Origin of the sequence: Anaerolinea thermophila (assembly GCF_020723905.1) — a bacterium.
GTDB classification, from domain to species: Bacteria; Chloroflexota; Anaerolineae; order Anaerolineales; family Anaerolineaceae; genus Anaerolinea; species Anaerolinea thermophila_A.
This window is the reverse complement of record NZ_DYHZ01000003.1, coordinates 119,207-143,681: the sequence shown is the minus strand read 5'-3', so window position 1 is coordinate 143,681 and position 24,475 is coordinate 119,207. Positions and strand designations below refer to the sequence as shown.

Genomic DNA, 24,475 nt, shown 5'->3' with positions numbered 1-24,475 from the left:
ACACAAGGCTGGTTTTTTCCAGCCTTGTGTTTTTTTTACTGGCTTGATTTGCGCAATAACTGATATGCGCCAACCCACGGCGTGCCCAAACGATGCTTATCCGAAACGACTACTTTCATCAACTTTCCACCAACAAACGCAGAAATTCTGGCTATCTCTGCCCAGTTCTCCTGCAGAACGGCATCTTGCATCTGCTTACCAGCCTGTTTTGCCCATTCCCACTCCCGGCGAAAACGATCGGCTTTCAACCAATACCCACGCTTTTCCCAGGCTTCAACTGAAACATCAATGGTTTCTGAAATTTGAATTAAAGCAATTGAGATAAAAGAAGCCAGGTCTCGGGATGTATCATCGGGTTGGGTTTGCCGCATTAATGCCCGCAAAGCCAGAACTGTGGCTTTGGTCAATCGTGTCCTTTCTTTGCCTGCGCTATCGGGATTTATTACCCGTCCCATTGTCTCCTCCATGGTGAAAATTCTGGGGGATTATACCGTATTTCCTGATCCCCAAGGCAAAATTCAGTCACACCGGTTGTGGTATAATTTTTCCGCCAAAGGGGAAGTGCTGGAACTGGCAGACAGGCATGACTTAGGATCATGTGCCGCAAGGCGTACGGGTTCAAGTCCCGTCTTCCCCATTTCTACAATCCCGTCAACAATGTGTGCGGGATTTTTTGATGCCTAGTAAGGAAAGCGTTGCATCCCATGACACTATCCTTGCCAACCTGACACATTCGGCTATAATTGCCTCTGCACTGCATAGAAAAGTTTCTCCTGATGTTCAGGAGCAGCATTGAAAATTTCACATAACAGGAAGGTAAGCCTTGAAACTCGAAATTCTCGATCGTGATGATCACCAGAAGCAAATCATTGCAGAATTTGACTCAGAAACGCTGGAAAAATTCAAGCGTAAAGCGGCACGGAAAATTTCCGAACGCACCAAAATCCCTGGCTTTCGCCCCGGCAAGGCGCCTTATGAAATGGTTCGCCGGATTATCGGGGATGCGGCTATCCTCGAGGAGGCTATCGAGCTTCTTATCGATGAAACCTATCCCAAGATTATCGAGGAAGCCAAGGTTGAACCTTATGGTCCTGGAAAACTTGATGAAATCATCAGCATGGATCCACCCAAGTTTTCTTTCCTGATTCCGCTGCAACCTGAAGTTGACTTGGGGAATTATCGCGAGTTACGAGAAGAATATGCTCCTCCCGAAGTATCAGAGGAAGATGTAGAGAAGATCCTGAATCGACTACGCCGCCGTGCGGGAACGGCTGTTCCGGTAGAGCGTCCTGCCCAACAGGGTGATCTGGTCGCTATCAAAATGTCGGCTCACCTGGTCAGCCCTGAAGAAGGGCAGGAGAAAGTTCTGATTGAAGAGAACCATTTTGAAATGGTCGCTGGCGTTTCCGAAGAGCACACGGATGAAGATGGCTACGAGTGGCCCTTCCCCGGTTTTGTTCAGGAACTCATCGGCGTTTCTGCCGGGGAGAAGAAGGTAATTAAACACACCTTCAGCGCCAGTGACTTTTCTGATGACCTTGCAGGCAAAGAAGCAGAGTTCATCATCGAAGTCGAGAGTGTCAAAGAAATTGTTTTGCCCGAACTGGACGACTCGTTCGCCCATCTGATGGGTCCATATGAAACTCTTGAAGCCCTGAAGAACGACATCCGCCAGCAACTCCTTAGCGGAAAGATGGAAGAATATCAACGAAATTACATTGACAAGGTGGTGGACCGGTTAGTGGACGGGGCTTCGGTGAAATACCCTCCCGTTATGGTTGAAGATGAGGTAGAGCATTTGCTGAGCCATTTCCGGGAAGACCTTGCCAAACAGCAAATGGATCTGGAGGCTTATCTTAAAGCACGCCAGATTACCCGCGAACAGTTAATCGATCAGGAAATTCGCCCAGCCGCAGAAGCAAATGTCAAACGCAATCTTGTCTTGGAAGAGTTCGCGCGGCAAGAGCAGATTCAAATCAAAGCTTCTGAAATTCAAACCATTTACGATATTGCTTTGAATCAGGCTCGAAATGACAAAGAATTGCGGCAGTTGGCGGGAAAGCGAATGAATACCAAGCAACTTGCCGATACTATGGCTCGCATGAGCATTAACGAAATTTTCAATCAAAGATTAATTAACCGTTTGCACGCCATCGCTACCGGAAAAGCCAACGAGCAACCACAACCTGAGGAACCCCCTCAATCGGAGGAAACCAGCCCGGAAGCCATCGAAGCCTCACAATCTTCTGATGAGGTTTCAGCCGGGGCGACGGAACCGCAAGCGTGACCTGTTGGGTAAGTTTTAGGAGGTTGTATGTCCATTCCTGATTTTCGCTCGGTCATCCCTATGGTGATTGAGTCCTCAGCACGTGGAGAACGTGCATATGATATCTACTCTCTTCTGTTGAAAGAGCGTATTGTCTTTGTTGGCACCCCCATTGATGATCAAATTGCCAATTTAATCGTGGCGCAATTGCTCTTTCTCAGCCGGGAAGATCCTGAAAAGGATATCCAGATGTACATTAACTGTCCGGGCGGACTGATTTATGCAGGAATGGCGATTTACGACACCATGCAAATGATTCCCAACCGAATCAGCACGGTTGCCGTAGGTGTCACAGCCTCTTTTGGGACGGTGCTTCTGGCCGCTGGCTCGAAAGGACAACGATATGCATTGCCACACGCAACCATTCACATGCATCAACCACTGGGCGGAGCACAGGGTCAGGCATCGGATATCGAAATTCAAGCCCGCGAAATTCTGCGCCTGAAATCTCAGTTGAATCAAATTTTATCTCAATGCACCGGACAGCCACTGGAGGTCATTGAACACGATACAGAGCGAGATTTCTACCTTGACTCTTACCAGGCAGTGGAGTACGGGCTGGTAGATAAAGTTCTTGAACCCCCTGCAAAATAAAGCATTGTGGGGTATCTTTATCACCAAGCCGGATTGGATTAAAATCCGGCTTGGTGTTTAATTTATTATAGAGGTCAAGGAATGCAAGAGATTCGTGGATTGATTCTGGACATGGATGGTGTCCTCTGGCGGGGCAAAGAGCCTTTGCTGAATTTGCAAGAGTTTTTCAGTCAGATGGAAATGCTCGGAATTCAAGTCGTATTGGCGACAAACAATGCTACCAAGAGCGTTTCCCAATACCTTGAGAAACTCTCAAGGTACGGCGTTACCCTTCACCCGGAACAGATTGTCAATTCTGCCATGTCGGCAGCATATTACTTGAAAAAGCAATTCCCCGATGGGGGACCCGTTTTTGTCGTTGGCGAGCAGGGACTGATTGACACGCTTCAAGAAGCCGGGTTTTATCCGGCAGAGGAAAATGTGCTTGCAGTGGTTGCTGGTTTGGATCGAACCCTGACATACCCCAAACTTTCCCGCGCATGCCAGTTAATTCGTGACGGAGCGTTGTTTATCGGTACCAATCCAGACAAGAGTTTTCCATCTCCTCAGGGGCTAACTCCTGGCGCAGGGGCAGTCCTGGCATTTCTTGAAACCGGTAGCGATGTAAAACCGATCATCACCGGGAAACCCCAACCGTTTTTATTTGAACTTGCCTTACGAAGAATGGGGTTGGAACCCTCCGTTGTGCTGACGGTTGGCGACCGACTGGACACCGATATCCTTGGTGCTCAAAACGCCGGGTGTGCAACGGCGGCTGTGCTTACAGGAGTATCAACTTTAGAGGAAATCCAGCAATGGACACCACCGGTAGACTTAATTCTTGAAAATTTATCAGACTTAATCCCTTTATTGAAAGAGGGCTTTGAGAAGTGAAAAATGACTGAGCACCCTCTCATTTACGATCTTGATTTTGAGACCCTGCAGAATACCCTGATAGAATGGGGAGAACCTGCTTTTAGAGCCAGACAAATCTGGGAAGGGTTATATCATTCTCTCTGGAATCAACCGGAAGAATTCACCAATTTGCCCAAATCCCTTCGCAATCGTCTGGCTGAAACCTTTTCCTTTTCTCACCTTACTCCTGTTCAAACGCTTGAATCGGGAGACGGAGAAACTTCCAAGACTCTCTTTCAGTTACCCGACTCTCGTTCTATTGAAACGGTATTGATGCGATATAAAGAAAGGCGTACGTTGTGTATTTCCACCCAGTCAGGGTGTGCAATGGGGTGTGTCTTTTGCGCTACAGGACAAATGGGGTTCGGGAGACATCTCTCCAGCGGAGAGATTGTTGAACAGGTGGTGTATTTTGCCCGCCAGTTGAAAAAAATAGATGAAGTTGTCACTAATGTGGTTGTGATGGGAATGGGGGAACCTTTTCACAATTACGATAATACCCTCAAAGCCATTGCCTGCCTTAATCATTCGGAGGGGTTCAACCTGGGTGCGCGCCGTTTTACCATCTCTACTGTTGGACTTGTACCCATGATTGAGCGGTTTGCTCAAGAAAATCATCAGATCAACCTGGCAATCAGTTTACATGCGGCAAATGATGAACTGCGTTCCAGTTTGCTTCCTATTAACAAAAAATATCCCATTTCCGTGTTGATGAACGCTGTACGCCGTTATGTCGCCCAAACTGGAAGGAGGGTTACCTTCGAGTGGGCTTTAATTCGGGATATTAACGACACACCAGAGCATGCACGTGAACTGGCTCAGTTATTGAAAGGTTTACTTTGTCACGTAAATGTGATTCCTTTAAATCCGACCCAAAAATATCATGGCGAAGCCACCACACGAGAAAGAGCGGAAATTTTCTGTGAGATCCTGCAAAAAGCAGGTATTCCCGCTACCATTCGTCTTCGCCGTGGTATTGATATCCAGGCTGGATGTGGTCAATTAGCCACCCAACACGCTCAAACTTCTGAAGGATGATATAATCTTGCACCTATGGCAGACCTGTTTTCAAAATGGAAAGAAGGATTAGAAAAAACGCGTAAAGCCACCTTTGGGCGGATTGCGACTCTGTTTGGAGCGACGCAAATCAATTCAGATACCTGGGATGAACTGGAAGCCATTCTGGTTCAAGCCGATCTGGGAATAGAAACCACAGAAGAAATTATTCAAGCACTCAAGCAAAGGGTTGTTCAAGAGGGGCTTACCCGGACAGAAGAACTCCAAAACGCTCTCCGCGAGGTTCTCATCAGCCGTCTGGATCCCACCCCTACCATTGATTTCTCATCCCACAAACCGATGGTCATCCTTCTGGTTGGGGTAAACGGCTCTGGTAAAACCACCACCGCTGCAAAATTGGGGTGGCAGTTTTCCCGGACCGGGAAAACTGTGTTGCTTGCCGCCGCTGACACATTTCGCGCTGCGGCAGTGGATCAACTTCAGGTATGGGGAGACCGATTAGGATTACCGGTAATCGCCGGACAGCCTAACGCTGATCCTGCCGCTGTGGCATTCGATGCAATCCAATCCGCAATTTCCAGGAAAATAGATATCGTCCTGGTAGATACTGCAGGACGCTTGCATACCCGTTACAATTTAATGGAAGAGTTGAAGAAAATCCATCGTGTAGTGGGAAAAGCATTGCCGGGCGCACCTCACGCCGTCTGGCTGGTACTGGATGCAACCACAGGACAAAACGCTCTTCAGCAGGCAAAGGCATTCAAAGAAGCCGTTCACGTAACGGGCATTATCTTGAGCAAACTGGATTCCTCTGCTCGAGGGGGAATGGCATTCGCCATCCAGCAAAGTCTTGGTTTGCCAATCCTGTACGCAGGTTTAGGGGAAAAACCCGAAGATTTGCAAGTCTTTAACCGTGAAGCATTTGTCAATGGTATTTTAGAGAAAAATGGGCAGTAAGGAGGCTTTTCCATGCAGGACTTAATCAGCCGTTACCAGCAATGTCTTAATCGCACCCTTGAACTAAAGGAGCATCTTTGACTTACCCAACCGCGAAGCCTTGCTGGAACAATTGCAAAAAGAAGCAGAAAACCCCGACATTTGGGAAGACCCATCCAGTGCACAACGGTTGATGAAACGGATCGCTGAATTAAGAGAGGAAATTGAAGGATGGAAACAATTCACCAAGCGTTGTCAGGATGGTTTGGAACTTGCCCAAAGCGAGGATGAAAGTTTACGGGAAGACCTGGAAGCAGAAATCTTAACCCTGGAGAAAGAATTAGAGAAAAGGGAATTAACCACTCTCTTAAGCGGTCCTTATGATCATGAAAATGCCCTGCTCACAATTAACGCAGGTGCAGGCGGAACGGATTCGCAGGACTGGGCATCCATGCTCATGCGAATGTATCTGCGATGGTGTGAACGCCGTGGGTATGAATCTGAAATTTTAGATTTCTCCGAAGGGGAAGAAGCCGGAATTAAGTCGGTCACAATTGCGGTGACAGGACCGTATGCATACGGGTACTTAAGAGGAGAAAAAGGTGTCCACCGTCTGGTGCGCCTTTCCCCCTTTGATGCCGCTCACCGCCGGCACACCTCATTTGCACAAGTCGAAGTCCTGCCTGATATTTCAAATGGCGACAGCGATATTCAGATTAACCCAGACGATCTGAGAATTGACATCTATCGTTCCTCGAGTGCCGGTGGTCAAAATGTTCAAAAGAATGCAACAGCGGTGCGAATCACCCATATTCCAACCGGTATTGTAGTATCCTGCCAGAACGAGCGTTCGCAAATGCAAAACCGCGAAAATGCCATGCGGGTGTTAAGAGCTCGGTTAGCCGAATTAAAGCGGCAAGAACAGGAACGTCAATTAGCAGAACTGCGCGGAGAATACATAAAAGCCGAATGGGGTAGCCAGATCCGTTCCTACGTCTTACATCCTTACCAGTTGGTCAAAGATCATCGAACCGAATACGAAACCGGGAATACCCAGGCGGTTCTGGACGGAGAGCTGGATGGATTCATTGAAGCCTATCTACGCAGTCAGAAAGCCAAACCGGATAATTCGTAACTCTTCTGAAAACACCGCGATAACGCGGTGTTTTTTTTATGACAGTCAATCCTGTAAGTCCGGTCAATCTTCAGTACCGACTCTCCGAAGGGATTGTTACAATTCAATTGTGCCTAATCCAATCCCAATTAAGCTCCCTGAACAAACATGATGAATTCCCATCGCATCGAAAAACACCCTATTCTCTCTATACCGGAAAGAAAACCGATTTCTATTTTTTGGGAAGGAAAGCCCCTATCCGCATTTGAAGGGGAGACCATCTCCGCCGCATTGATTGCAAACGGCATCCATGTTTTTGGTTACCATCCCCGCGATCACTCTCCGCAGGGGATTTTTTGTGCAAATGGGCAATGTTCCCAATGCATGGTCCTGGCAGATGAACGTCCTGTTAAAGCCTGCATGACTCTGGTAAAACCCAACATGCAGATAACCCCCTTGGATGGGCTGCCTTCCCTTCCCGTAGAAACCCATCCACCCGAGGTAAAAGATATTCCTCAACTGCAGGTACCCGTCTTAATCATTGGCGGTGGGCCTGCCGGGCTTTCTGCGGCTATTGAACTGGGCAAACACGGGATTGAAACTCTGCTCATTGACGATAAACACCGTCTGGGTGGAAAACTGGTCCTCCAGACCCATCGATTCTTTGGATCTACTCAGGCAGTATATGCAGGAACTCGAGGAATTGATATTGCCTCAAGGCTTGAAAAGGAACTTTCCCAATTCCGTAATGTCACCGTCTGGCTGGAAAGCACGGCTTTAGCCGTATTCAGCGACCGCAATGTGGGCATCTGGAAAAAAGGCACGGAATACGTGCTGGTACGACCTGATGTATTGCTGGTGGCTACCGGAGCACGGGAGAAATTCCTGGCATTTCCTGGAAATACCCTGCCCGGAGTTTATGGAGCCGGGGCATTCCAAACCCTGGTCAATCGGGATTTGGTCCGACCTGCCGAAAGGCTGTTTATTGTAGGAGGAGGCAATGTCGGATTAATTGCGGGGTATCATGCCCTGCAGGCAGGTATTGCAGTTGTAGGACTTGCTGAAGCCATGCCTGAAGTAGGTGGATACAAAGTCCATCGGGACAAGTTAGTGCGAATGGGTGTGCCGATATACACTTCGCACACCATTTTGAGCGCCAATGGAGATCAAAAAGTTGAATCGGTAACCATTGCACAAATCAATGAGAAGTTCCAACCCATTCCAGGAACTGAGAAAACTTTCTCATGCGATAGCGTCTTGATTGCCGTAGGACTGGACCCAGTCAATGAGTTCTATGTCAAAGCCAGGGAATTTGGGATGAAAGCCTTTGTTGCCGGAGACGCAGAGGAAATTGCAGAAGCCTCTGCGGCGATATATTCAGGAAAAATTGCCGGATTGACCATTTTGAACGAAATTAATCCATCCAGCGAACCCATTCCGCAGACATGGTTCCAAGCCGCTGAAATTTTGAAGTCTCGTCCTGGGAAAAATTACCCTGAGACAGTGCCTGATATATCCGAAGGCGTCATACCCATAATCCATTGCACGCAGGAAATCCCCTGTAATCCCTGCTCTACTCTTTGCAGTAAAGGGTTGATTTTTATCCCTCAAGAAGATATTCGCAATATTCCTGTATTCATGGGGGATTCACACAGTTGTGCTTTCTGTCTGCGGTGTGTAGCCGGTTGTCCAGGTCTGGCAATTACACTGGTAGACTACCGTGCCGATCCGGAAAACCCGAGAGTTGCCATCCCTTACGAGTTTCATCGAGAAACCCTCCATAAAGGGGATACTGTGATCCTGATGAGTACAGAAGGTGAAGAACTGGGAACTTCAGTGGTACAAAATATCGTTGGTATTAAGGATAACGATCGCACGCTGGTCGTTCTTGTACAGGCACCCAGAGAAATTGCGCCGGAGGTCGCAGGTATCCGCATTCAACCTGAAGAAGTTTCCAGGGCTGAAACCCAATACACCCCCACGGTGCAGGATAAAACCATTGTATGTCGGTGTGAAAGGGTCAGCGCTGGAGAAATCCGCGCCCTCATTCGAGAGGGATATCGAGATCTCAATGAAATAAAAGCCATAACTCGGGCGGGTATGGGAGCCTGTGGATCCAAGACATGCTCTTCTCTTATTTTGCGCATTTTCCGGGAAGAAGGCATTCCACTGAACGAGGTTACTCCCTCCTCAAAGCGTCCATTATTCGTCGAAACACCTTTAGGAATTTTTGCGGGAATCCATGTGGACGAAAAACAGGAGGAGAAGCATGAGTGATTATCCTCAGAGTTATGATGTGATTGTTATCGGAGCAGGTTCTGTAGGAACCCCCGCGGCACTATCGCTGGCTCAAGCCGGGCTAAAGGTATTGGTTCTGGATGCTATGCCTTCCGCAGGACAAGGCTCCAACAAGCATGCCATTGGAGGAATTCGAGCAACCCACTCTGATCCCGCCAAAATTCGGCTTTGCCTGCGCAGTATAGAAATCTTCTCTACTTGGAAAGAAGTTTACGGAGATGATATTGAATGGTACAAAGGGGGATATGTGTTTGTGGCTTACCGCGAGCAAGAAGAGCAAACCCTCAAGACCCTTCTCCAAAAACAACAAGCCTACGGGTTGAATATCTCCTGGCTCGATTCCGGCGATTTGCGCAAACTCATTCCCCATTTGAACCCGGAAGGGTTGATTGGAGGCACTTACTCCCCCAACGATGGTAGCGCTTCCCCTCTGCTCTCTATCCATGCCTTTTATAAACAGGCTCGCAACTACGGTGCTGAGTTTCATTTCAACGAACCGGTAACAGAAATTATTGTGCGTTCAGGAAAAATTCAGGGGGTAAAGACCAGCAAGGGCATGTACTCAACCCCTGTGGTGATCCATGCTTCCGGTGCCTGGGCGAAGTCCCTTATGAACCCGATAGGTATTGAAATCCCTGTTCAACCCGACTCGCACGAAGCCGCAATTACTGAGCCGGTGCAACGAATGTTCGACCCCATGATTGTAGATATCCGCCCGGCTCAAGGATCAGCGAATTTCTATTTTTATCAACATAAAACCGGGCAAATTCTTTTTTGTATTACTCCCAGTCCAAACATCTGGGGATTTGATATTCGGGAAACCAGCGCCTTCCTGCCAATGGTATCCAAACGTATGGTGGAGGTCATGCCCAGCCTGCGTCACATCCGCATTCGACGGACATGGCGCGGTTTATACCCAATGACTCCCGATGGATTCCCCATTGTGGGATGGTCAAGAGAAGCGGAAGGTCTTTTACTTGCTGTTGGAATGTGTGGTCAGGGCTACATGCTTGGTCCCGGGCTGGGTGAACTTTTAACCCGAATGGTTACAAATACCCTCTCTCCTGGGGATGAGGAGATATTATCTATTCTCTCTCCCTATCGTGAATTTGTCGGGCAGGAAAAACTCAAATAGAACACAACAGGCAGAAATTTGCCGGGCATAGCCCCGGCTTTTTTTAAGTCATCTATGTATTTCCCTTGTCATGCAACCGGTAGAGAGAGTATGATATTGAACAACTGCAGTGAATGTAATGAGGCACATTTGTTATGACGCTTGAATCTCTTTTAAGTCAATTGCCAGAAAATTATACCGCCGCTGATCGGGAAATGATCTCACGGGCTTATCAGTTAGCCGAACAGGCACATCAGGGGCAAAAGCGGCTTTCTGGCGAGCCGTACATCACGCATTGCGAAGCCGTGGCGGCAATTCTGGCTGATATCCGTGTGCCTCCAGCCCTGATCGTTGCCGGACTTTTACATGACACCGTCGAGGATACCCCCGTTACCCTGGAGGATATTCGAAGAGAATTTGGCGATGAAATCGCCAAACTCGTCGATGGCGTCACCAAACTGACCCATCTGCCGCGGGTATCGAAGGAAGATCAATCCCCTCTGGATATTGAAGAATTTGGGCTGGCCATCGAGTCATCGGAAGACACCCGCAGGAAACAACTTGCCCAGGAAACCTTGCGTAAAACTTTTCTCGCCATGGGCGAAGATATCCGGGTAGTACTGATTAAACTGGCTGACCGCCTGCATAACATGCGTACCCTTGGATACCTGCCAGAAAATCGGCGGCGGCGCATTGCTCAGGAAACGCTGGATATCTTTGCACCTCTTGCAAACCGTCTGGGGATATGGCAAATCAAATGGGAATTGGAAGATCTTGCTTTTCGGTACGTCAATCCTGAAAAGTACAAGGAAATTGCAGAACTGCTGGCACAGAAACGTACCGACCGTGAAAAGCAAATTCAAGAAATAATTTCCCGTTTGAAAGTTGTTTTAGATCAGGCAGGAATTAAGGCAGAAATTACGGGACGCCCCAAACACATTTATTCTATTTACAAGAAAATGGTGGAAAAATCACGTTCTTTCGACTCGCTGATGGATCTGAGAGGCGTGAGGTTGATCGTCCCGACTACCCAGGATTGTTATGCCGCATTGGGAATCATCCATACACACTGGCGTCCTATCCCTCAGGAATTTGATGACTATATCGCTGCTCCTAAAGACAACAACTATCAATCCCTCCACACTGCGGTCATCTACGATGATGGGAAACCACTGGAAGTCCAGATTCGCACACCTGAGATGGATCAAAACGCCGAGTATGGAATTGCGGCTCACTGGCGGTATAAAGAAAAGCACGGAAAAATTGAAGAGGATTATGAACAACGGGTGAACTTGCTGCGGCGTTTGATGGACTGGCGACAGGAGGTGACTGACGCCGCAGAGTTTATGGAGGGAGTTCGCACCGATGTATTCAATGATCGTGTGTACGTCTTTACACCCAAGGGGGATATTATTGATCTGCCACAAGGATCTACCCCGATTGATTTTGCCTATCATGTCCATACCGAAATTGGTCACCGCTGTCGGGGAGCAAAGGTTAACGGGAAACTGGTCACACTGGATTATGAATTAAAAACAGGTGATCAGGTCGAGATTCTTACTGCAAAACATGGTGGTCCAAGCCGCGACTGGTTGAATCCCAATCTTGGATTAACCAAAACCCAGCGCGCCAGAGCCAAAATCCGGGCATGGTTCAAGTGGCAAGACCGGGAACAAAATCTCAATCATGGTAAAAGCATTCTGGAGCGGGAATTACGCCGGCTTGGGCTGGAAATTGACCCGCAAAAATTAGCCGAAGCCTTCAACCTGAAAACACCAGAAGACTTATATGTAGCGATTGGATGCGGGGATATCTCACTGGGAAAAATTGTCAATAAACTGGTTGACTTTGGAAAAGAAAAAATCACCGACCCTCTGCTCGCTCCCACCACCTCGCCGGAGACCAAAACCACCTCCACGGCAACCGTGACCGTTCTGGGATTGAAAGGCATACTGACTTCCTTTGCAAGATGCTGTAAACCAATCCCCGGGGATGATATCATCGGTTACATCACCCGAGGTCGAGGAGTAACCATCCATCGAAAAGATTGCCCAAATGTTTTACGACTTGAAGAGCGTGAAAGGCTGATTAAAGTATCATGGGGAAGCGCTCCAAAAACCTACCCCATTCCTGTTGAAGTGAAAGCCTATGACCGACAGGGATTGATGGGAGATATTTCCCAGATCCTGGCAGAAGAAAACATCAATATTCTCGATGTTAACTTAAAGGTAAGTCACCACATTGCTACCATACATCTCACCCTGGAAATTGGCGATATTGCTCAATTAAGCCGGGTACTTACCCGAATTGAAAATTTACCGAATGTGACCGAGGCACACCGCGTCAAGCCCGGATAAATAGAGGTTGAAGATGGATTCACTCATTTCGGTCAAAGAAGCCCAGGAACGTATCCTGCAATATTTTCAAGTACCTCCCGCAGAAACCGTTCCCCTTGAACACTCGCTTGCACTGGTTCTGGCAGAAGACATTACAGCCCCTTTTGATCTGCCTTCTTTCAACAATTCCAGCATGGATGGATTTGCGCTCCATTCTGAAGATGTACAGTCTGCTTCTCCAGAGCAACCAGTTATTCTAAAGATCGTGCAAGATATCCCTGCGGGGACCTTCCCCGTTACCCCAATTCACAGAGGAGAAGCCGCACGCATTATGACTGGAGCGCCGGTACCACCCGGTGCAGATTGTGTAGTGCCTGTGGAACACACAGATGCCTATCCTTTCAGCCAGACTGCCCTGCCTGGAGAAGTGCGCATTTTTGCTCCAGCGCACCCCGGACAATATGTCCGAAGGAAAGGACAGGATCTTCAAGCGGGAGAGCCAATTATTCGCTCTGGAACGCAAATCACCCCACAGGATATTGGTCTTCTGGCATCGGTAGGAAAAACAGAGGTACGGGTGTTCCCGCGACCTCGCGTTGTGCTGTTTTCGTCGGGGAATGAAATTGTTCCACCGGGACAGCCTTTAGAGCCGGGCAAAATTTACGACTCCAATCTTCCAATGCTTACCGCCCTGTTGAAGGCTCATGGTGCGCTTGCCATTCCTCTTGGGGTATTGAGAGATGATCCTGAAGAAATTCTCCAATCCCTGGAACAGGGTATAGAGCACCATCCTGCTTTTATCCTAACTTCAGCGGGGGTTTCAGTGGGTACTTATGATTTTGTTCGACGCGTTGTTGAAGAAAATGGCACACTAAATTTCTGGCGGGTAAACATGCGTCCAGGAAAACCGCTTGCTTTTGGACTTTTCAAGAATATCCCATTTATCGGTTTACCGGGTAACCCTGTATCTTCCTTTGTAGGGTTTACTGTTTTTGTCGTTCCCATTCTCAAAAAATTATCAGGTTTACCTCCCACACCACCTCCGCCTCAAACAGCCATTCTAGAGGAAGCCATTGAATCCGATGGCAGAGAAAGTTATTTGCGCGGGAATGTCACACTTACCCCAACAGGATATCGGGCAAAACTGGAAGGACACCAGGGTTCCGGTAATTTAACCTCTTTGTCTAAAGCAAATGCTTTACTGATTCTGCCCTCTGGGGTAAAATCTCTCCCCGCTGGAACAGAGGTAAATTTTTGGTTCATTCGTTAAAATTTCATGTAGAATTAGCCGAGATTGGGTAAACCGAATGAACCGTTGCCAGGTTTATGTTTCATCCCCAAGGCTCAGTGGGGAGAAAAGTCTGAAGAAAAATTTTAATACCTTGGAGGGATAAAAATCTCATGCCGCGAATTCGATGCCATTACCTTGACTGTGTGTTCTGGGACGAAGGTTATTGCAGCGCTGCTCAAGTAGAGATCGATCCTGATAAAGGCTGTCTCACTTACAGTCCTAACCCCGAATCCTCTTCTGAAGACGTATGGGACGAAACCGAAGAAGAATTGGAAGAGTGGGATGAACTCGAACTCGAAGAGGGAGAAGAAGACGAAGACCTCTGGGTAGACGAAGACGAAGAAGAATATTAAACCCCTTCAGAGAGCCTCTTCTTTCAAAGAACTCCCATCGACTTTCGGGTAAAGGACTGCTTGAACCCGAGAGTCGTTTTCTTTTCTTAACGAGGGTCCGATGCAATCTCAAAAAGTACAACAACACCGCTTCAACTTCACTGTAAATATTCTGGACGGCGCTATGTTTGGAATGGCATTGGGGTTTGCGTCCTTCTCCACTGTCATTCCCTTGTTCATCTCTTCCCTTTCCGATTCAGCGATACTTATCGGAATGGTTTCTGCAGTGCATGTGCTTGGCTGGCAATTGCCGCAATTATTCATTGCGCCATGGCTGGCAAGGAAAACATACTTCAAACCCCTGGTTATGGTTTTTACTCTCCAGGAGCGGTTACCTTTTTTAGGACTTGCGGTTGTGGCGTTTCTGATCCCAACCATCGGGAATACCTGGGGAATTGTTCTGGCATTTCTGATGTTAACCTGGCAAGCCATTGGTGGCGGCTTTACAGCAAATCCCTGGCAATTGATGATTCATAAGATTATCTTCCCTGAGGTACTCACGACCTTTTTTGGCATGCAAGCCGCGGCAATGAACTTACTCGCCGCAGCAGGCGCGGTCATTTCAGGGTTACTTCTGGATCGTATTCCTTATCCTCATAATTACGCTCTTACGTTTCTGATTGCCAGTTTTTGGCTTGCCATTTCTTATGCTTTCTTAAATGCCACCAGAGAACCTGAAGGAGAACATCCCTTCTCAGAACAAAATTCGCCTTCTTTGTGGAAATCTATGATCACAATTTTTCAAACCGACCCCAACTTTATTGCTGTACTTGGGGTACGAATTTTAGGTACATTTGGGATGATGGCTTCTTCTTTCTATAGCGTATATGCTGTAAATCAACTGGGAGCCTCCAAAACGGAAGCCGGCATTTTAACCAGCGTGCTGATGATCTCCTCCGTGGTTATGAATTTGTTCCTGGGATGGCTGGCAGATCACTGGTCACACAGGAAAGTGCTTGAGATTGGGGTAATGGCAATGTTTCTGAGCGCAATTCTCGCTGCGCTCGCTCCGTCCTTTACATGGTTTTATCCCGTGATGTTCTTTACAGGAATCTCAAATACTGCCATGTGGACGATCATGATGGCTTATGTGCTAACGTTTGGGGAGGAACGACAAAAACCTCTGTATGTGGGGATGGCAAATACCCTGATCACTCCATTTACTTTTACTGCACCCATTCTGGGAGGGTGGCTGGCAAACTCCTTTGGCTATCCGGCGACGTTCTGGGCTTCTTCAGCCGCCGCAATCTTCTGTCTGATCATTCTTCACTTTTTTGTCCGCGAACACAAGTGACGAACACAAGTGATATGAATTGGAGAAGACGCCTTCTTTTCTTTCTTTTTGACCTTCTTTACCACTCATTTGCCTGGGCATATGATTTCGTTGCTGCGGTTGTGTCATTTAATTTATGGAAAAAGTGGGTGAAGGAAGTAATCCCGTATTTGCAGGGAGATACCATTCTGGAATTGGGATTCGGTACCGGGCACCTCCTGCACGCTTTGAGCCATCCCGGTAAGAAAATTATTGGAGTAGATCTTTCCCATCAGATGATTCGACTCACTCAAGAACGAATCAACACATCCAATCACACATCCCCATTTCTGGTAAGAGCAGATGGACGCGCCATGCCTTTTAAAGAAAGTACTTTTGACCATATCGTCGCCACCTTCCCTGCCCCATATATTTTCGAGGAAACGACATTAAAAGGTGCCTTTTTTGCCCTGAAGGAAAATGGAAGCATCATCTTTCTCCTTTCAGCCATCCCTGCACTCCCTGAGGTTTTAGAACGTATTCATATATGGTTGACGCAAGGGCTTAAGATCTTTGTAACACCAACTGATTTTCTGGAAATCGTGCAGCAGAGAGTCGAAGGATGCGGTTTTCAGCAGGTAAATACAGAGTGGAAGCCCTGTTCTTCCGGAAAGATTCTGGTATTGGTTGCGGTAAAATCTGTTCAAACTCGTTAAGATTGTTGTAAAATCAAAACATGGAAATTCAAATTGCGGTTGCCAAGACCAATAAATACGCAGTTAGCGAAAGCGGTGACACACTGGAAGTTATTGAGCGCCCGAACGGTGGCGTTTCGGTTGTGCTGGCAGATGGGCAAACCTCAGGAAAAGCAGCCAAAGCCATATCCTCCATGGTGGTTCGAAAAGTCATCACGCTCCTTGCTGAAGGTGTACGGGATGGTGCCGCCGCTCGTGCTGCTTCGGATTACCTTTACACAGAAAAAAGCGGAAAAGTCTCCGCAACGTTAAACATTCTTTCCGCAGACCTGCAAACGAACACCATTGTCATTGCACGAAACAATCACTGCCCCATTTACGTTGCACGTGGAGATACGATTGAAACCCTGGTATCCCAAGCACCTGCCATTGGTACATCTCGCAATATCCGCCCTGATATATCTGAAATTCCTCTGGAGGGTGGAACTACCATCGTGATGTTTACGGATGGACTTCTCCATGCAGGCGAACGGTATGGAGAACAGCTGGATATTCCCACAATTTTAGGTTCTTTCCTGGAAGACCAGGACCCACCCGCCCAGATTATCGCCGACTCCATCCTTGCCCAAGCCATTCAACTGGATCAAAACCGTCCCAATGACGACATGAGCATTGTGGTTTTACGGGTTTCCCATCATAAACATGACCTGATTCGGCGCATGATTGTCCGTTTACCCGTAGGACCAGACGAGAACGAATTCTAAAAAACCATGCGAGGGAATAAAAGACCCTCTTTTCTCCGTTCTATCCGTGCCTCATGGCGGGATACTTTACTCCTGTTCCGGGAGTTTCGATTCCCTGTTTTTGTTTTCTCAGTGATTCTTTTCGTGGGAGGGTTATGTTATCATATCCTCTCCCAAACCACCGAGACACCTACGCATAGTTTCTCTGAAGCGTTGTACACCGTCTTAACGCTGATTTTTCTTCAGCCTATTCAACCTTACCCTCAATCATGGTACCTGCAGATTTTTTATTTTCTCATGCCTTTACTGGGACTCAGCGTACTGGCACAGGGGTTAACCGAATTCGGAATTTTATTTTTCAATCGCCGCGCAAGAAACAAGGAATGGCAAATGGCTGTTGCTTCTACGTATAACAAACATATTATTCTCGTGGGACTGGGACACCTTGGAATACGAGTCGTCACCCTGTTAAAGGATCTGGAAGAAGATGCCGTGGTTATTGAAATTGCACCTCGAAACGACTTAAAAAGTCTGCTCCATCGTCTGGATATCCCCCTAATCGAGGATGATGCCACTCGGGAAGAAGTTCTCCTGGCGGCTGGTGTTTCCAGAGCAAAAGCCATTATGCTCCTTACCCAAAATGATAGCCTGAATCTGGAGATGGCTTTGAAAGCCAGAAAAATTAACCCGGCCATTCAGGTGATCGTGCGTATTTTTGATGATGAGTTTGCCGATTCGCTTCAGAAACAGTTCGGTTTCCAAGCCTTTAGCGCTACTGGTCTTGCAGCCCCCATATTTGCGGCTACAGCCGCCGGGATTGATATGACTCCTCCTATCTCTATCGAGGGAAAACCGCATACCCTGGCAAAGATTCTGGTCACCCCTTCTTCCAGTCTTATTGGAAGAAGTATCAATGAGGTAGAAGAACAATTTCGCGTCAGTGTGGTATTTTTACAACAAAACGGGCAGATAGCCTTTCACCCCGAAGGGCATCTCAAAATCGCTCAGGGTGCTTCGCTGGCAATATTTGGTCCTCCAGGACAAATCCATTTGATTGTCAATGAAAACCATTAAGTCCTTTCCTGTTATTGGAGTTGTCGGTCCCTGTACTGCTGGAAAGTCCACTCTGATTCGCAATCTGGCAAGCCACAATATACCAGCACGGCATATTGCCCAGGAACATTCCTACGTGCAGGATATGTGGCAACGACTGACCAATCCAGATGTATTGATTTTTCTGGATGTGAGTTATCCGGTCAGCCTCAAACGGCGCACTTTTAACTGGACGGAAGGGGAATACCTGGAACAGCAAAGACGTTTACGCCATGCACGCGCACACTGTCACTTTTATCTTCTGACCGACCCTTACACAGAGGAAGAGGTTTTTCAACAAGTTTACGAATTTCTTCAAAAACATTTTCCCCTACTCATCCCCCCTCAATAAGGGTATAATCGCTCCAGCGCCAGCCGCAGGCTGGCATTTGTATGCATCGGAGGAAAGGAATGAGGCGTTACTATTTCACTCTGGCTCTAATTGTCCTCCTGCTTGGACTGACCATCTGGTTCAATGTCCCGGGACACCCACAAATCAAAATTGGTAATTTTGAACGCAGTATGGACCTGGTTCTAGGTCTCGACCTGCAGGGCGGCGTTCAGGTCTTACTGGAAGCCGATTTACCTGCCAACACCCCCATTGACCCCCAAGCCCTTGAAGATGCTCGCACCATTCTCGAAAATCGCACCAATGCATTGGGCGTCAGTGAAAACCTCTTTCAGGTTGCTGGAGAACGCCGGATTGTGGCAGAATTCCCTGGCTTAAGTGACCCTGAAAAAGTTTTAGCAGTCATCAAAGAAACTGGCTTGCTGGAATTTGTGGATTTGCAAGACAATCCAGAAAACCTCAAGGAAGGGGATGTCATTTTGACCGATTTCGGGCAAACCAGCGCTTCCAGCCAGCCTGCAGATACCACCACCGCCCCAGGCACAGAAGCAGAGGCACAACCTGCTTCCACTACGGTGTATCACACCATCATGACGGGGAAAGATCTTAAGAGCGTGGTGGTTTCGCGTAACCCCACAACCGGTGAAGTCGTGATTGATTTCACCTTGTCGGATGAAGGGGCAAAGATTTTTGATGAATACACCAGCAATAACATTGGAAAGATTCTGGCAATCGTATTAGACAAGAAAATTATCTCTGCTCCCCGCGTACAGGGACGTATTCCCAGTGGGCAGGGACAAATCACTGGCAATTTCACCATCGAAACTGCCAACAACCTTGCCATTCAAATGCGCTATGGCGCCTTACCAATTCCCTTCAAGGTGGTAGAAAGTCGGGTTATTGGCCCAACACTGGGGCGCGACTCTTTGCAGAAGAGTCTTCTGGCTGGGTTTGTCGGCTTTACCATTGTGATTCTGTTCATGGGAATTTACTACCGATTACCCGGTACAATGGCGGATCTGTCTCTGCTTGTTTATGCACTCATCACGCTTACCCTGTTCCGCTTCATCCCCGTCACTCTGACCCTGCCCGGCATTGCCGGTTTCTTACTCAGTACAGGGAGCGCTCTGGACGCGAACATTCTGATTTTTGAGCGCTTGAAGGAAGAATTGCGCGCTGGTCGGACCTTCACACAGGCACTGGATCTGGCATGGAAACGGGCTTTGCCCTCTATCCGCGACTCGAACATTGCCACTCTCATCACTGTGGTTATTCTCTTCATTTTTGGCTCTCAGTTTGGAGCAACGATTGTGAAAGGATTTGCCTTTACCCTGGGAGTAGGTATCTTTGTCTCTCTCTTCTGCGCATTGGTGGTCACCCGCACCTTTATGTACATTCTGGTTGATCGCCTCAAACCTCAAGCCAAACATCTGAAATGGTTTGGCATTCTAGACTGAGGAGCGAACTATGCTGAATATTCTTGGAAAACGCTACCTGTTCTTTGCCATCTCCCTGGTTCTCATCCTCCCAGGGCTGATTGTGATGGCCATTTTTGGTTTGCCCCTTTCGATTGATTTCAAAGGTGGTTCACTTCTCGAAGTAGAATTTGCTTCAAACACACTTCCAGCCCCAGCAGAAGTGGTTGCGCTCTACAATGATTTGGGAATTACAGATGCCCAGGTGACCACGACTGGAAATAACACGCTCCTGATTCGCTCTTCCTTTATAGATGAAGAAACACGTGCCAGTGTCCTTCAGACAATGAATTCCCGGTTCAACGATAAAGTTACCATTCGTCGTTTTGAAAGTGTAGGTCCCACCATTGGGAAAGAAGTTGCCGGTCGAGCCACACTGGCTGTTTCTATTGCGGCGCTGGCAGTGATTCTGTACATCACCTGGGCATTTCGTGGCGTTCATAACGCTTTTCGATATGGTGTGTGTGCCATTATTGCCATGATCCATGACGTGCTGGTGGTGATCAGCCTGGTATCTATTGGTGGGCTCCTTTTTGGATGGCAGGTTGATGCCCTCTTCCTTACCGCGCTGCTGTCCGTGATCGGCTTCTCGGTGCAGGACAAGGTAGTCGTCTTCGACCGCATCCGGGAAAATTCTCAAATTTACCGCAAACTGGACTTTGAAAAATTAGCCAACCACTCCATCGTGCAAACCCTCCAGAGATCCATCAATACCCAGTTGATGACCGTGGAGTACATGCTGTTAGCCATGGCTCTGTTCGGTGGAATCACCCTGCGTGAGTTCTCCATCATCCTCCTGGTAGGGTTGTTCATGGGAACTTACTCCTCCATTTTCATCGCCGCACCAACGCTGGTTATCTGGGAATCTGGCGAATGGAGAAACTGGTTCAAACGGGGACCAAAACCCGCATCAGCATAAACCTTAGAACATCAGGCGAGAGAAATTCTCGCCTGATGTTTTCCCAGGAAAAGTCTTGACTTTTCTACTTCACTCCCGTAGAATGATAAGAGCCGGCAGGGATTCCGGGAAGAGACCCTGATCAGGGGCACCGAAGGGGCAAGCCATATGCAGGCGAATCTCTCAGGTAAAAAGGACCCGGTTTCCGTCCCACTCTGGAGAGTCTGTAAAGACACCGAAGGGGCAAACCCGCTTTGGGTGAATCTCTCAGGTTAGAAACAGAGGCGCGGTTGAGAAATCAGCCGTGCCTTTATCATTTTCCATTTCATAATTTCACATAGGAGGTATCTCATGAACATCCCTGCTGAATTGAAGTATGCTACAACGGATGAGTGGGTCAAAGTGGAGGGAGATGTTGCCACAATTGGCATCACGGACTATGCACAGGATTCCCTTTCAGATGTAGTTTTTTTTGAAGCGATTGTCTCCGTTGGAGATACTATCAAATCCAAACAACAAATTGCCACCGTTGAATCCGTAAAAGCCGCCGCCGATATCAACAGTCCTGTATCCGGTGAAGTCATTGCCATCAACGAAGCCCTGGCAGATTCCCCTGAACTGGTCAATAAAGACCCGTACGGCGCCGCCTGGATGATCAAGGTAAAAATGAGCAATCCGTCCGAACTGGACAATTTGATGGACGCTGCAGGATATGAATCCTATTGTTCAGGAAGGGAGCACTAATGTTCGTCCCCAATGCGGATCCCGATCGTGACATCATGCTCAAAAAGATTGGGGTGGAACGGATCGAAGACCTGTTCACAGATGTTCCAGAAGGATATCGATTTCCAAAATTGAATCTTCCAGCGGCCTTGTCCGAGATGGAAGTTTTTTCCCACCTTTCCGAACTGGCACAGGCAAATTCCTCTGTGCGAGACTTAACCTGCTTCCTCGGCGCAGGTGCCTACCATCATTACATCCCGGCAGTTGTTGATGCCATTATTCAACGCGGGGAATTTCTCACTGCCTATACCCCCTATCAACCTGAGGTGTCCCAGGGAACTTTACAGGCAATTTTTGAGTACCAGAGCCTGATGGCATTACTGACGGGAATGGAGGTTTGCAATGCCTCTCATTATGATGGCGCAACCGCTGCTGCGGAAGCCGTCATCATGGCGTTCCACCACTTCAGAGGAAAGCGCACAAAAGTTCTGGTCTCTCATGCCCTGCACCCCCAATATCGAGCAACGATTCGTACTTATATGCAAGGATACACGCAATTGACGATCACCGGTGATGAGTGCGTTGATTGCGATCCCCTTGCCGGTCCTGAAGGTCTACTTCCCCTTGTTGACGACAACACGGCACTGGTCATAGTTCAATACCCGGATTTTCTGGGTAGAATTTATGATTACACCCAGTTGGCAAATGCCGCACATCAGGCAGGAGCATTGTTTGCTGTTGCCGTCAATCCATTAGCCTTAGGGTTACTGAAACCTCCAGGGGAGTTCGGTGCGGATATTGTCATCGGAGAGGGACAGCCTTTAGGTATTCCTTTGTCCTTTGGCGGGCCGTACCTGGGCATTTTTGCCACCCGAAAAGAGTTTGTGAGAAAGATTGCAGGAAGACTGGTAGGCGAAACGGTAGACCAGGAAGGAAAGCGTGCCTACGTACTCACACTTACCGCACGCGAGCAACACATCCGCCGCGAAAAAGCCACCTCCAATATCTGCTCTAACCAGGGACTGATGGCTTTAGCCTCCACGGTTTACCTCAGCCTCCTGGGGAAACAAGGACTTCGACAGGTTGCAGAACTCTGCTATCAGAAAGCCCATTACGCCGCTGACTTAATTGCCCAAATTCCTGGTTTCAAAGTATGCTCAAACGCCCCCTTCTTCCATGAGTTTGTGGTTTGCTGTCCCAAACCGGTTAGCGAGATCAATCAGGCATTGTTAGAATATGGCATTCTGGGCGGGTACGATCTTTCGAAAGAATACCCGGGGCTGGAAAACGCCATGTTGATCGCAGTAACCGAGATGATTTCTCGCGAAGAAATAGAAACCTTGCGGGATGTTATGGAGGATTTCAGTCATGAGTGAGCCTACAATCTTCGAACTATCCAGCCCAGGCAGAACCGGAGTAACCTTCCCGCAAGCGGATGTGCCATTAACTCCCCTTCCGGTAGAACTTCTCAGGGACAATCTTCCTCTGCCTGAGTTGTCCGAGGTGGATGTTGTACGCCACTTCACCCGTCTGTCGCGTTTGAACTATTGTATTGATTACGGGCTCTATCCGTTGGGTTCGTGCACCATGAAATACAATCCCAAAATCAACGAAGCCACAGCGCGCTTTCCGGGGTTTGCCTATGTCCATCCTTTGCAACCTGAAGAAACCGTGCAGGGAAGTTTATATCTGATGTATCATCTTCAGGAATGGCTGAAGGAAATTGCCGGTTTCAGCGCAGTCAGTCTGCAACCCGCTGCGGGAGCCCATGGGGAATTGACGGGGGTTTTGATGATTCGGGCTTACCATCAACATCGTGGAGACACCAAACGCACCCGAATCCTTATTCCAGATAGCGCCCACGGCACCAATCCGGCAACTTCTGCAATGAGCGGATTTGAGGTCGTACCTGTACCAACGGACAAACAGGGGAATGTGGATCTTGGGGTGCTGCGAACACTGCTGGACGACACTATCGCCGGGATCATGATCACCAATCCAAACACCCTGGGGTTGTTCGACCAGAACATTCTCGAGGTTACCCGTCTGGTTCATGAAGCCGGAGGGCTGGTATACGGGGATGGTGCCAACCTCAATGCCCTTTTAGGAATTACCCGACCGGGCGACCTGGGGATTGATGTCCTGCACTTCAACCTGCATAAAACCTTCTCTACCCCGCATGGTGGTGGAGGACCGGGATCAGGGCCGGTTGGAGCCTCTGATCGTTTGAAAGACTTCCTGCCCGGTCCTGTTGTAGAAGTTCTGGAAGAAGGGGATGAAGATTACCCTCCGTTATACGGATTTGTAGAACCCAAACACTCCATTGGCAGGGTGAAGTCTTTTTACGGGCACTTTGGCATCATGGTTCGAGCATATACCTATATTGCCATGCACGGGCCAGAGGGCCTTCGCAAAATTGCAGAAAATGCCGTTCTGAATGCCAACTACCTCCAGGCCCGCCTTCGTGGGACTTACAAGATCCCCTATGACCGTATTTGCATGCATGAGTTTGTCGTCGAAGGGAAATGGGAGGATGCTCCAGAAGTCATTGCACTGGACATCAGCAAACGCTTGATGGACTATGATTTCCATCCGCCCACCAATTATTTCCCGCTCATCGTCCACGATGCCTTGATGATTGAGCCAACCGAAACGGAGAGCCGCCAGACCCTTGACGCTTTTGCCGACGTAATGATCAAAATTGCTGAGGAAGCGCACACACAGCCCGAACTTCTGAAATCTGCCCCCCATCATACACCTGTACGTCGGGTGGACGAAGTAAAAGCAGCAAAAGACCTTGTGCTTTGTTGCTGGATTCCCGAAGAACAAAAGTAATGCGATTTCTCGTTGCAAAAGGCTGTCTGGTCTTTCTGGATCAGACAGCCTTTTGCATTTCACGGATCTTCAGTCCTCTGATAAGAACCATTTGTTGATAA

At 48.2% G+C, this 24,475-nt stretch carries 22 protein-coding genes, 1 tRNA gene and 1 riboswitch; of the genes, 22 read left to right on the top strand and 1 reads right to left on the bottom strand.

The window, feature by feature from the left end; translation table 11 throughout:
- Positions 1 to 35: 35 nt before the first annotated feature.
- Positions 36 to 455 (bottom strand): hypothetical protein, encoded by a 420-nt coding sequence (locus tag LHF31_RS05425; protein WP_298010249.1) that lies wholly within the window; start codon positions 453 to 455, stop codon positions 36 to 38.
- Between the two features lie 100 nt (positions 456 to 555).
- Between LHF31_RS05425 and LHF31_RS05420 the strand changes: the two genes are divergently transcribed.
- The 22 genes from LHF31_RS05420 to gcvPB all read left to right on the top strand — a co-directional run bounded on the left by LHF31_RS05420 (position 556) and on the right by gcvPB (position 24,374).
- Positions 556 to 637: transfer RNA gene (locus LHF31_RS05420), tRNA-Leu, on the top strand.
- A gap of 186 nt (positions 638 to 823) precedes the next feature.
- Positions 824 to 2,287, top strand: coding sequence for a trigger factor (tig, locus tag LHF31_RS05415; RefSeq protein ID WP_298010252.1), 1,464 nt, complete (start codon positions 824 to 826; stop codon positions 2,285 to 2,287).
- A gap of 27 nt (positions 2,288 to 2,314) precedes the next feature.
- The gene (locus tag LHF31_RS05410) at positions 2,315 to 2,920 is read left to right on the top strand and encodes an ATP-dependent Clp protease proteolytic subunit (protein WP_298010255.1); all 606 of its coding nucleotides are present in this window, start codon (positions 2,315 to 2,317) and stop codon (positions 2,918 to 2,920) included.
- 81 nt (positions 2,921 to 3,001) lie between these two features.
- Positions 3,002 to 3,793 carry an HAD-IIA family hydrolase gene (locus LHF31_RS05405; protein WP_298010258.1) on the top strand — a complete coding sequence of 264 codons (792 nt, stop codon included), beginning with the start codon at positions 3,002 to 3,004 and terminating at the stop codon, positions 3,791 to 3,793.
- Positions 3,794 to 3,796: 3 nt separating this feature from the next.
- Entirely contained in the window at positions 3,797 to 4,852 is a 1,056-nt protein-coding gene (gene rlmN, locus LHF31_RS05400) for a 23S rRNA (adenine(2503)-C(2))-methyltransferase RlmN (protein ID WP_298010261.1), read from the top strand.
- 15 nt (positions 4,853 to 4,867) lie between these two features.
- Complete coding sequence (gene ftsY / locus LHF31_RS05395; protein ID WP_298010264.1) at positions 4,868 to 5,788, top strand: signal recognition particle-docking protein FtsY; 921 nt, start codon at positions 4,868 to 4,870, stop codon at positions 5,786 to 5,788.
- Positions 5,789 to 5,800: 12 nt separating this feature from the next.
- Positions 5,801 to 6,902, top strand: a protein-coding gene (gene prfB, locus LHF31_RS05390; protein ID WP_298010266.1) for a peptide chain release factor 2 whose coding sequence is annotated in 2 segments (ribosomal slippage) — positions 5,801 to 5,866 and positions 5,868 to 6,902 — 1,101 coding nt in all. Because the reading frame shifts where the segments join, the coding sequence is not laid out codon by codon here.
- A gap of 147 nt (positions 6,903 to 7,049) precedes the next feature.
- On the top strand, positions 7,050 to 9,158 hold the full coding sequence (locus LHF31_RS05385; RefSeq protein ID WP_298010269.1) for an FAD-dependent oxidoreductase: 2,109 nt from the start codon (positions 7,050 to 7,052) through the stop codon (positions 9,156 to 9,158).
- Positions 9,151 to 10,314 (top strand): FAD-binding oxidoreductase, encoded by a 1,164-nt coding sequence (locus LHF31_RS05380; protein WP_298010272.1) that lies wholly within the window; start codon positions 9,151 to 9,153, stop codon positions 10,312 to 10,314. The genes LHF31_RS05385 and LHF31_RS05380 overlap by 8 nt, the downstream gene beginning before the upstream one ends.
- Positions 10,315 to 10,448: 134 nt before the next feature.
- The gene (locus LHF31_RS05375; protein WP_298010275.1) at positions 10,449 to 12,650 is read left to right on the top strand and encodes a bifunctional (p)ppGpp synthetase/guanosine-3',5'-bis(diphosphate) 3'-pyrophosphohydrolase; all 2,202 of its coding nucleotides are present in this window, start codon (positions 10,449 to 10,451) and stop codon (positions 12,648 to 12,650) included.
- Positions 12,651 to 12,663: 13 nt separating this feature from the next.
- The gene (gene glp, locus LHF31_RS05370) at positions 12,664 to 13,899 is read left to right on the top strand and encodes a gephyrin-like molybdotransferase Glp (protein ID WP_303773771.1); all 1,236 of its coding nucleotides are present in this window, start codon (positions 12,664 to 12,666) and stop codon (positions 13,897 to 13,899) included.
- Between the two features lie 131 nt (positions 13,900 to 14,030).
- The gene (locus LHF31_RS05365; RefSeq protein WP_298009146.1) at positions 14,031 to 14,273 is read left to right on the top strand and encodes a DUF1540 domain-containing protein; all 243 of its coding nucleotides are present in this window, start codon (positions 14,031 to 14,033) and stop codon (positions 14,271 to 14,273) included.
- A 100-nt stretch (positions 14,274 to 14,373) separates the two neighbouring features.
- Positions 14,374 to 15,606 (top strand): MFS transporter, encoded by a 1,233-nt coding sequence (locus LHF31_RS05360; protein WP_298009143.1) that lies wholly within the window; start codon positions 14,374 to 14,376, stop codon positions 15,604 to 15,606.
- Complete coding sequence (locus LHF31_RS05355) at positions 15,603 to 16,280, top strand: class I SAM-dependent methyltransferase (protein ID WP_303773768.1); 678 nt, start codon at positions 15,603 to 15,605, stop codon at positions 16,278 to 16,280. The genes LHF31_RS05360 and LHF31_RS05355 overlap by 4 nt, the downstream gene beginning before the upstream one ends.
- 20 nt (positions 16,281 to 16,300) lie before the next feature.
- Complete coding sequence (locus LHF31_RS05350) at positions 16,301 to 17,023, top strand: PP2C family protein-serine/threonine phosphatase (protein WP_298009137.1); 723 nt, start codon at positions 16,301 to 16,303, stop codon at positions 17,021 to 17,023.
- Between the two features lie 276 nt (positions 17,024 to 17,299).
- Positions 17,300 to 18,076 (top strand): TrkA family potassium uptake protein, encoded by a 777-nt coding sequence (locus tag LHF31_RS05345; protein WP_298009134.1) that lies wholly within the window; start codon positions 17,300 to 17,302, stop codon positions 18,074 to 18,076.
- Positions 18,063 to 18,446 carry a hypothetical protein gene (locus tag LHF31_RS05340; RefSeq protein ID WP_298009131.1) on the top strand — a complete coding sequence of 128 codons (384 nt, stop codon included), beginning with the start codon at positions 18,063 to 18,065 and terminating at the stop codon, positions 18,444 to 18,446. The genes LHF31_RS05345 and LHF31_RS05340 overlap by 14 nt, the downstream gene beginning before the upstream one ends.
- A 59-nt stretch (positions 18,447 to 18,505) precedes the next feature.
- Positions 18,506 to 19,900 (top strand): protein translocase subunit SecD, encoded by a 1,395-nt coding sequence (gene secD / locus LHF31_RS05335; protein WP_298009128.1) that lies wholly within the window; start codon positions 18,506 to 18,508, stop codon positions 19,898 to 19,900.
- A 10-nt stretch (positions 19,901 to 19,910) separates the two neighbouring features.
- Positions 19,911 to 20,837 carry a protein translocase subunit SecF gene (gene secF, locus LHF31_RS05330; protein WP_298009125.1) on the top strand — a complete coding sequence of 309 codons (927 nt, stop codon included), beginning with the start codon at positions 19,911 to 19,913 and terminating at the stop codon, positions 20,835 to 20,837.
- Between the two features lie 96 nt (positions 20,838 to 20,933).
- Positions 20,934 to 21,026: riboswitch (glycine riboswitch) on the top strand.
- A 141-nt stretch (positions 21,027 to 21,167) separates the two neighbouring features.
- Positions 21,168 to 21,560: a glycine cleavage system protein GcvH gene (gcvH, locus tag LHF31_RS05325; RefSeq protein WP_298009122.1), complete on the top strand. Its 393-nt coding sequence runs from the start codon at positions 21,168 to 21,170 to the stop codon at positions 21,558 to 21,560.
- Entirely contained in the window at positions 21,560 to 22,915 is a 1,356-nt protein-coding gene (gene gcvPA / locus LHF31_RS05320) for an aminomethyl-transferring glycine dehydrogenase subunit GcvPA (RefSeq protein WP_298009119.1), read from the top strand. Before gcvH ends, gcvPA begins: the two co-directional genes overlap by 1 nt.
- Complete coding sequence (gene gcvPB / locus LHF31_RS05315) at positions 22,908 to 24,374, top strand: aminomethyl-transferring glycine dehydrogenase subunit GcvPB (protein WP_303773765.1); 1,467 nt, start codon at positions 22,908 to 22,910, stop codon at positions 24,372 to 24,374. The genes gcvPA and gcvPB overlap by 8 nt, the downstream gene beginning before the upstream one ends.
- The last annotated feature ends 101 nt before the right edge of the window (positions 24,375 to 24,475 follow it).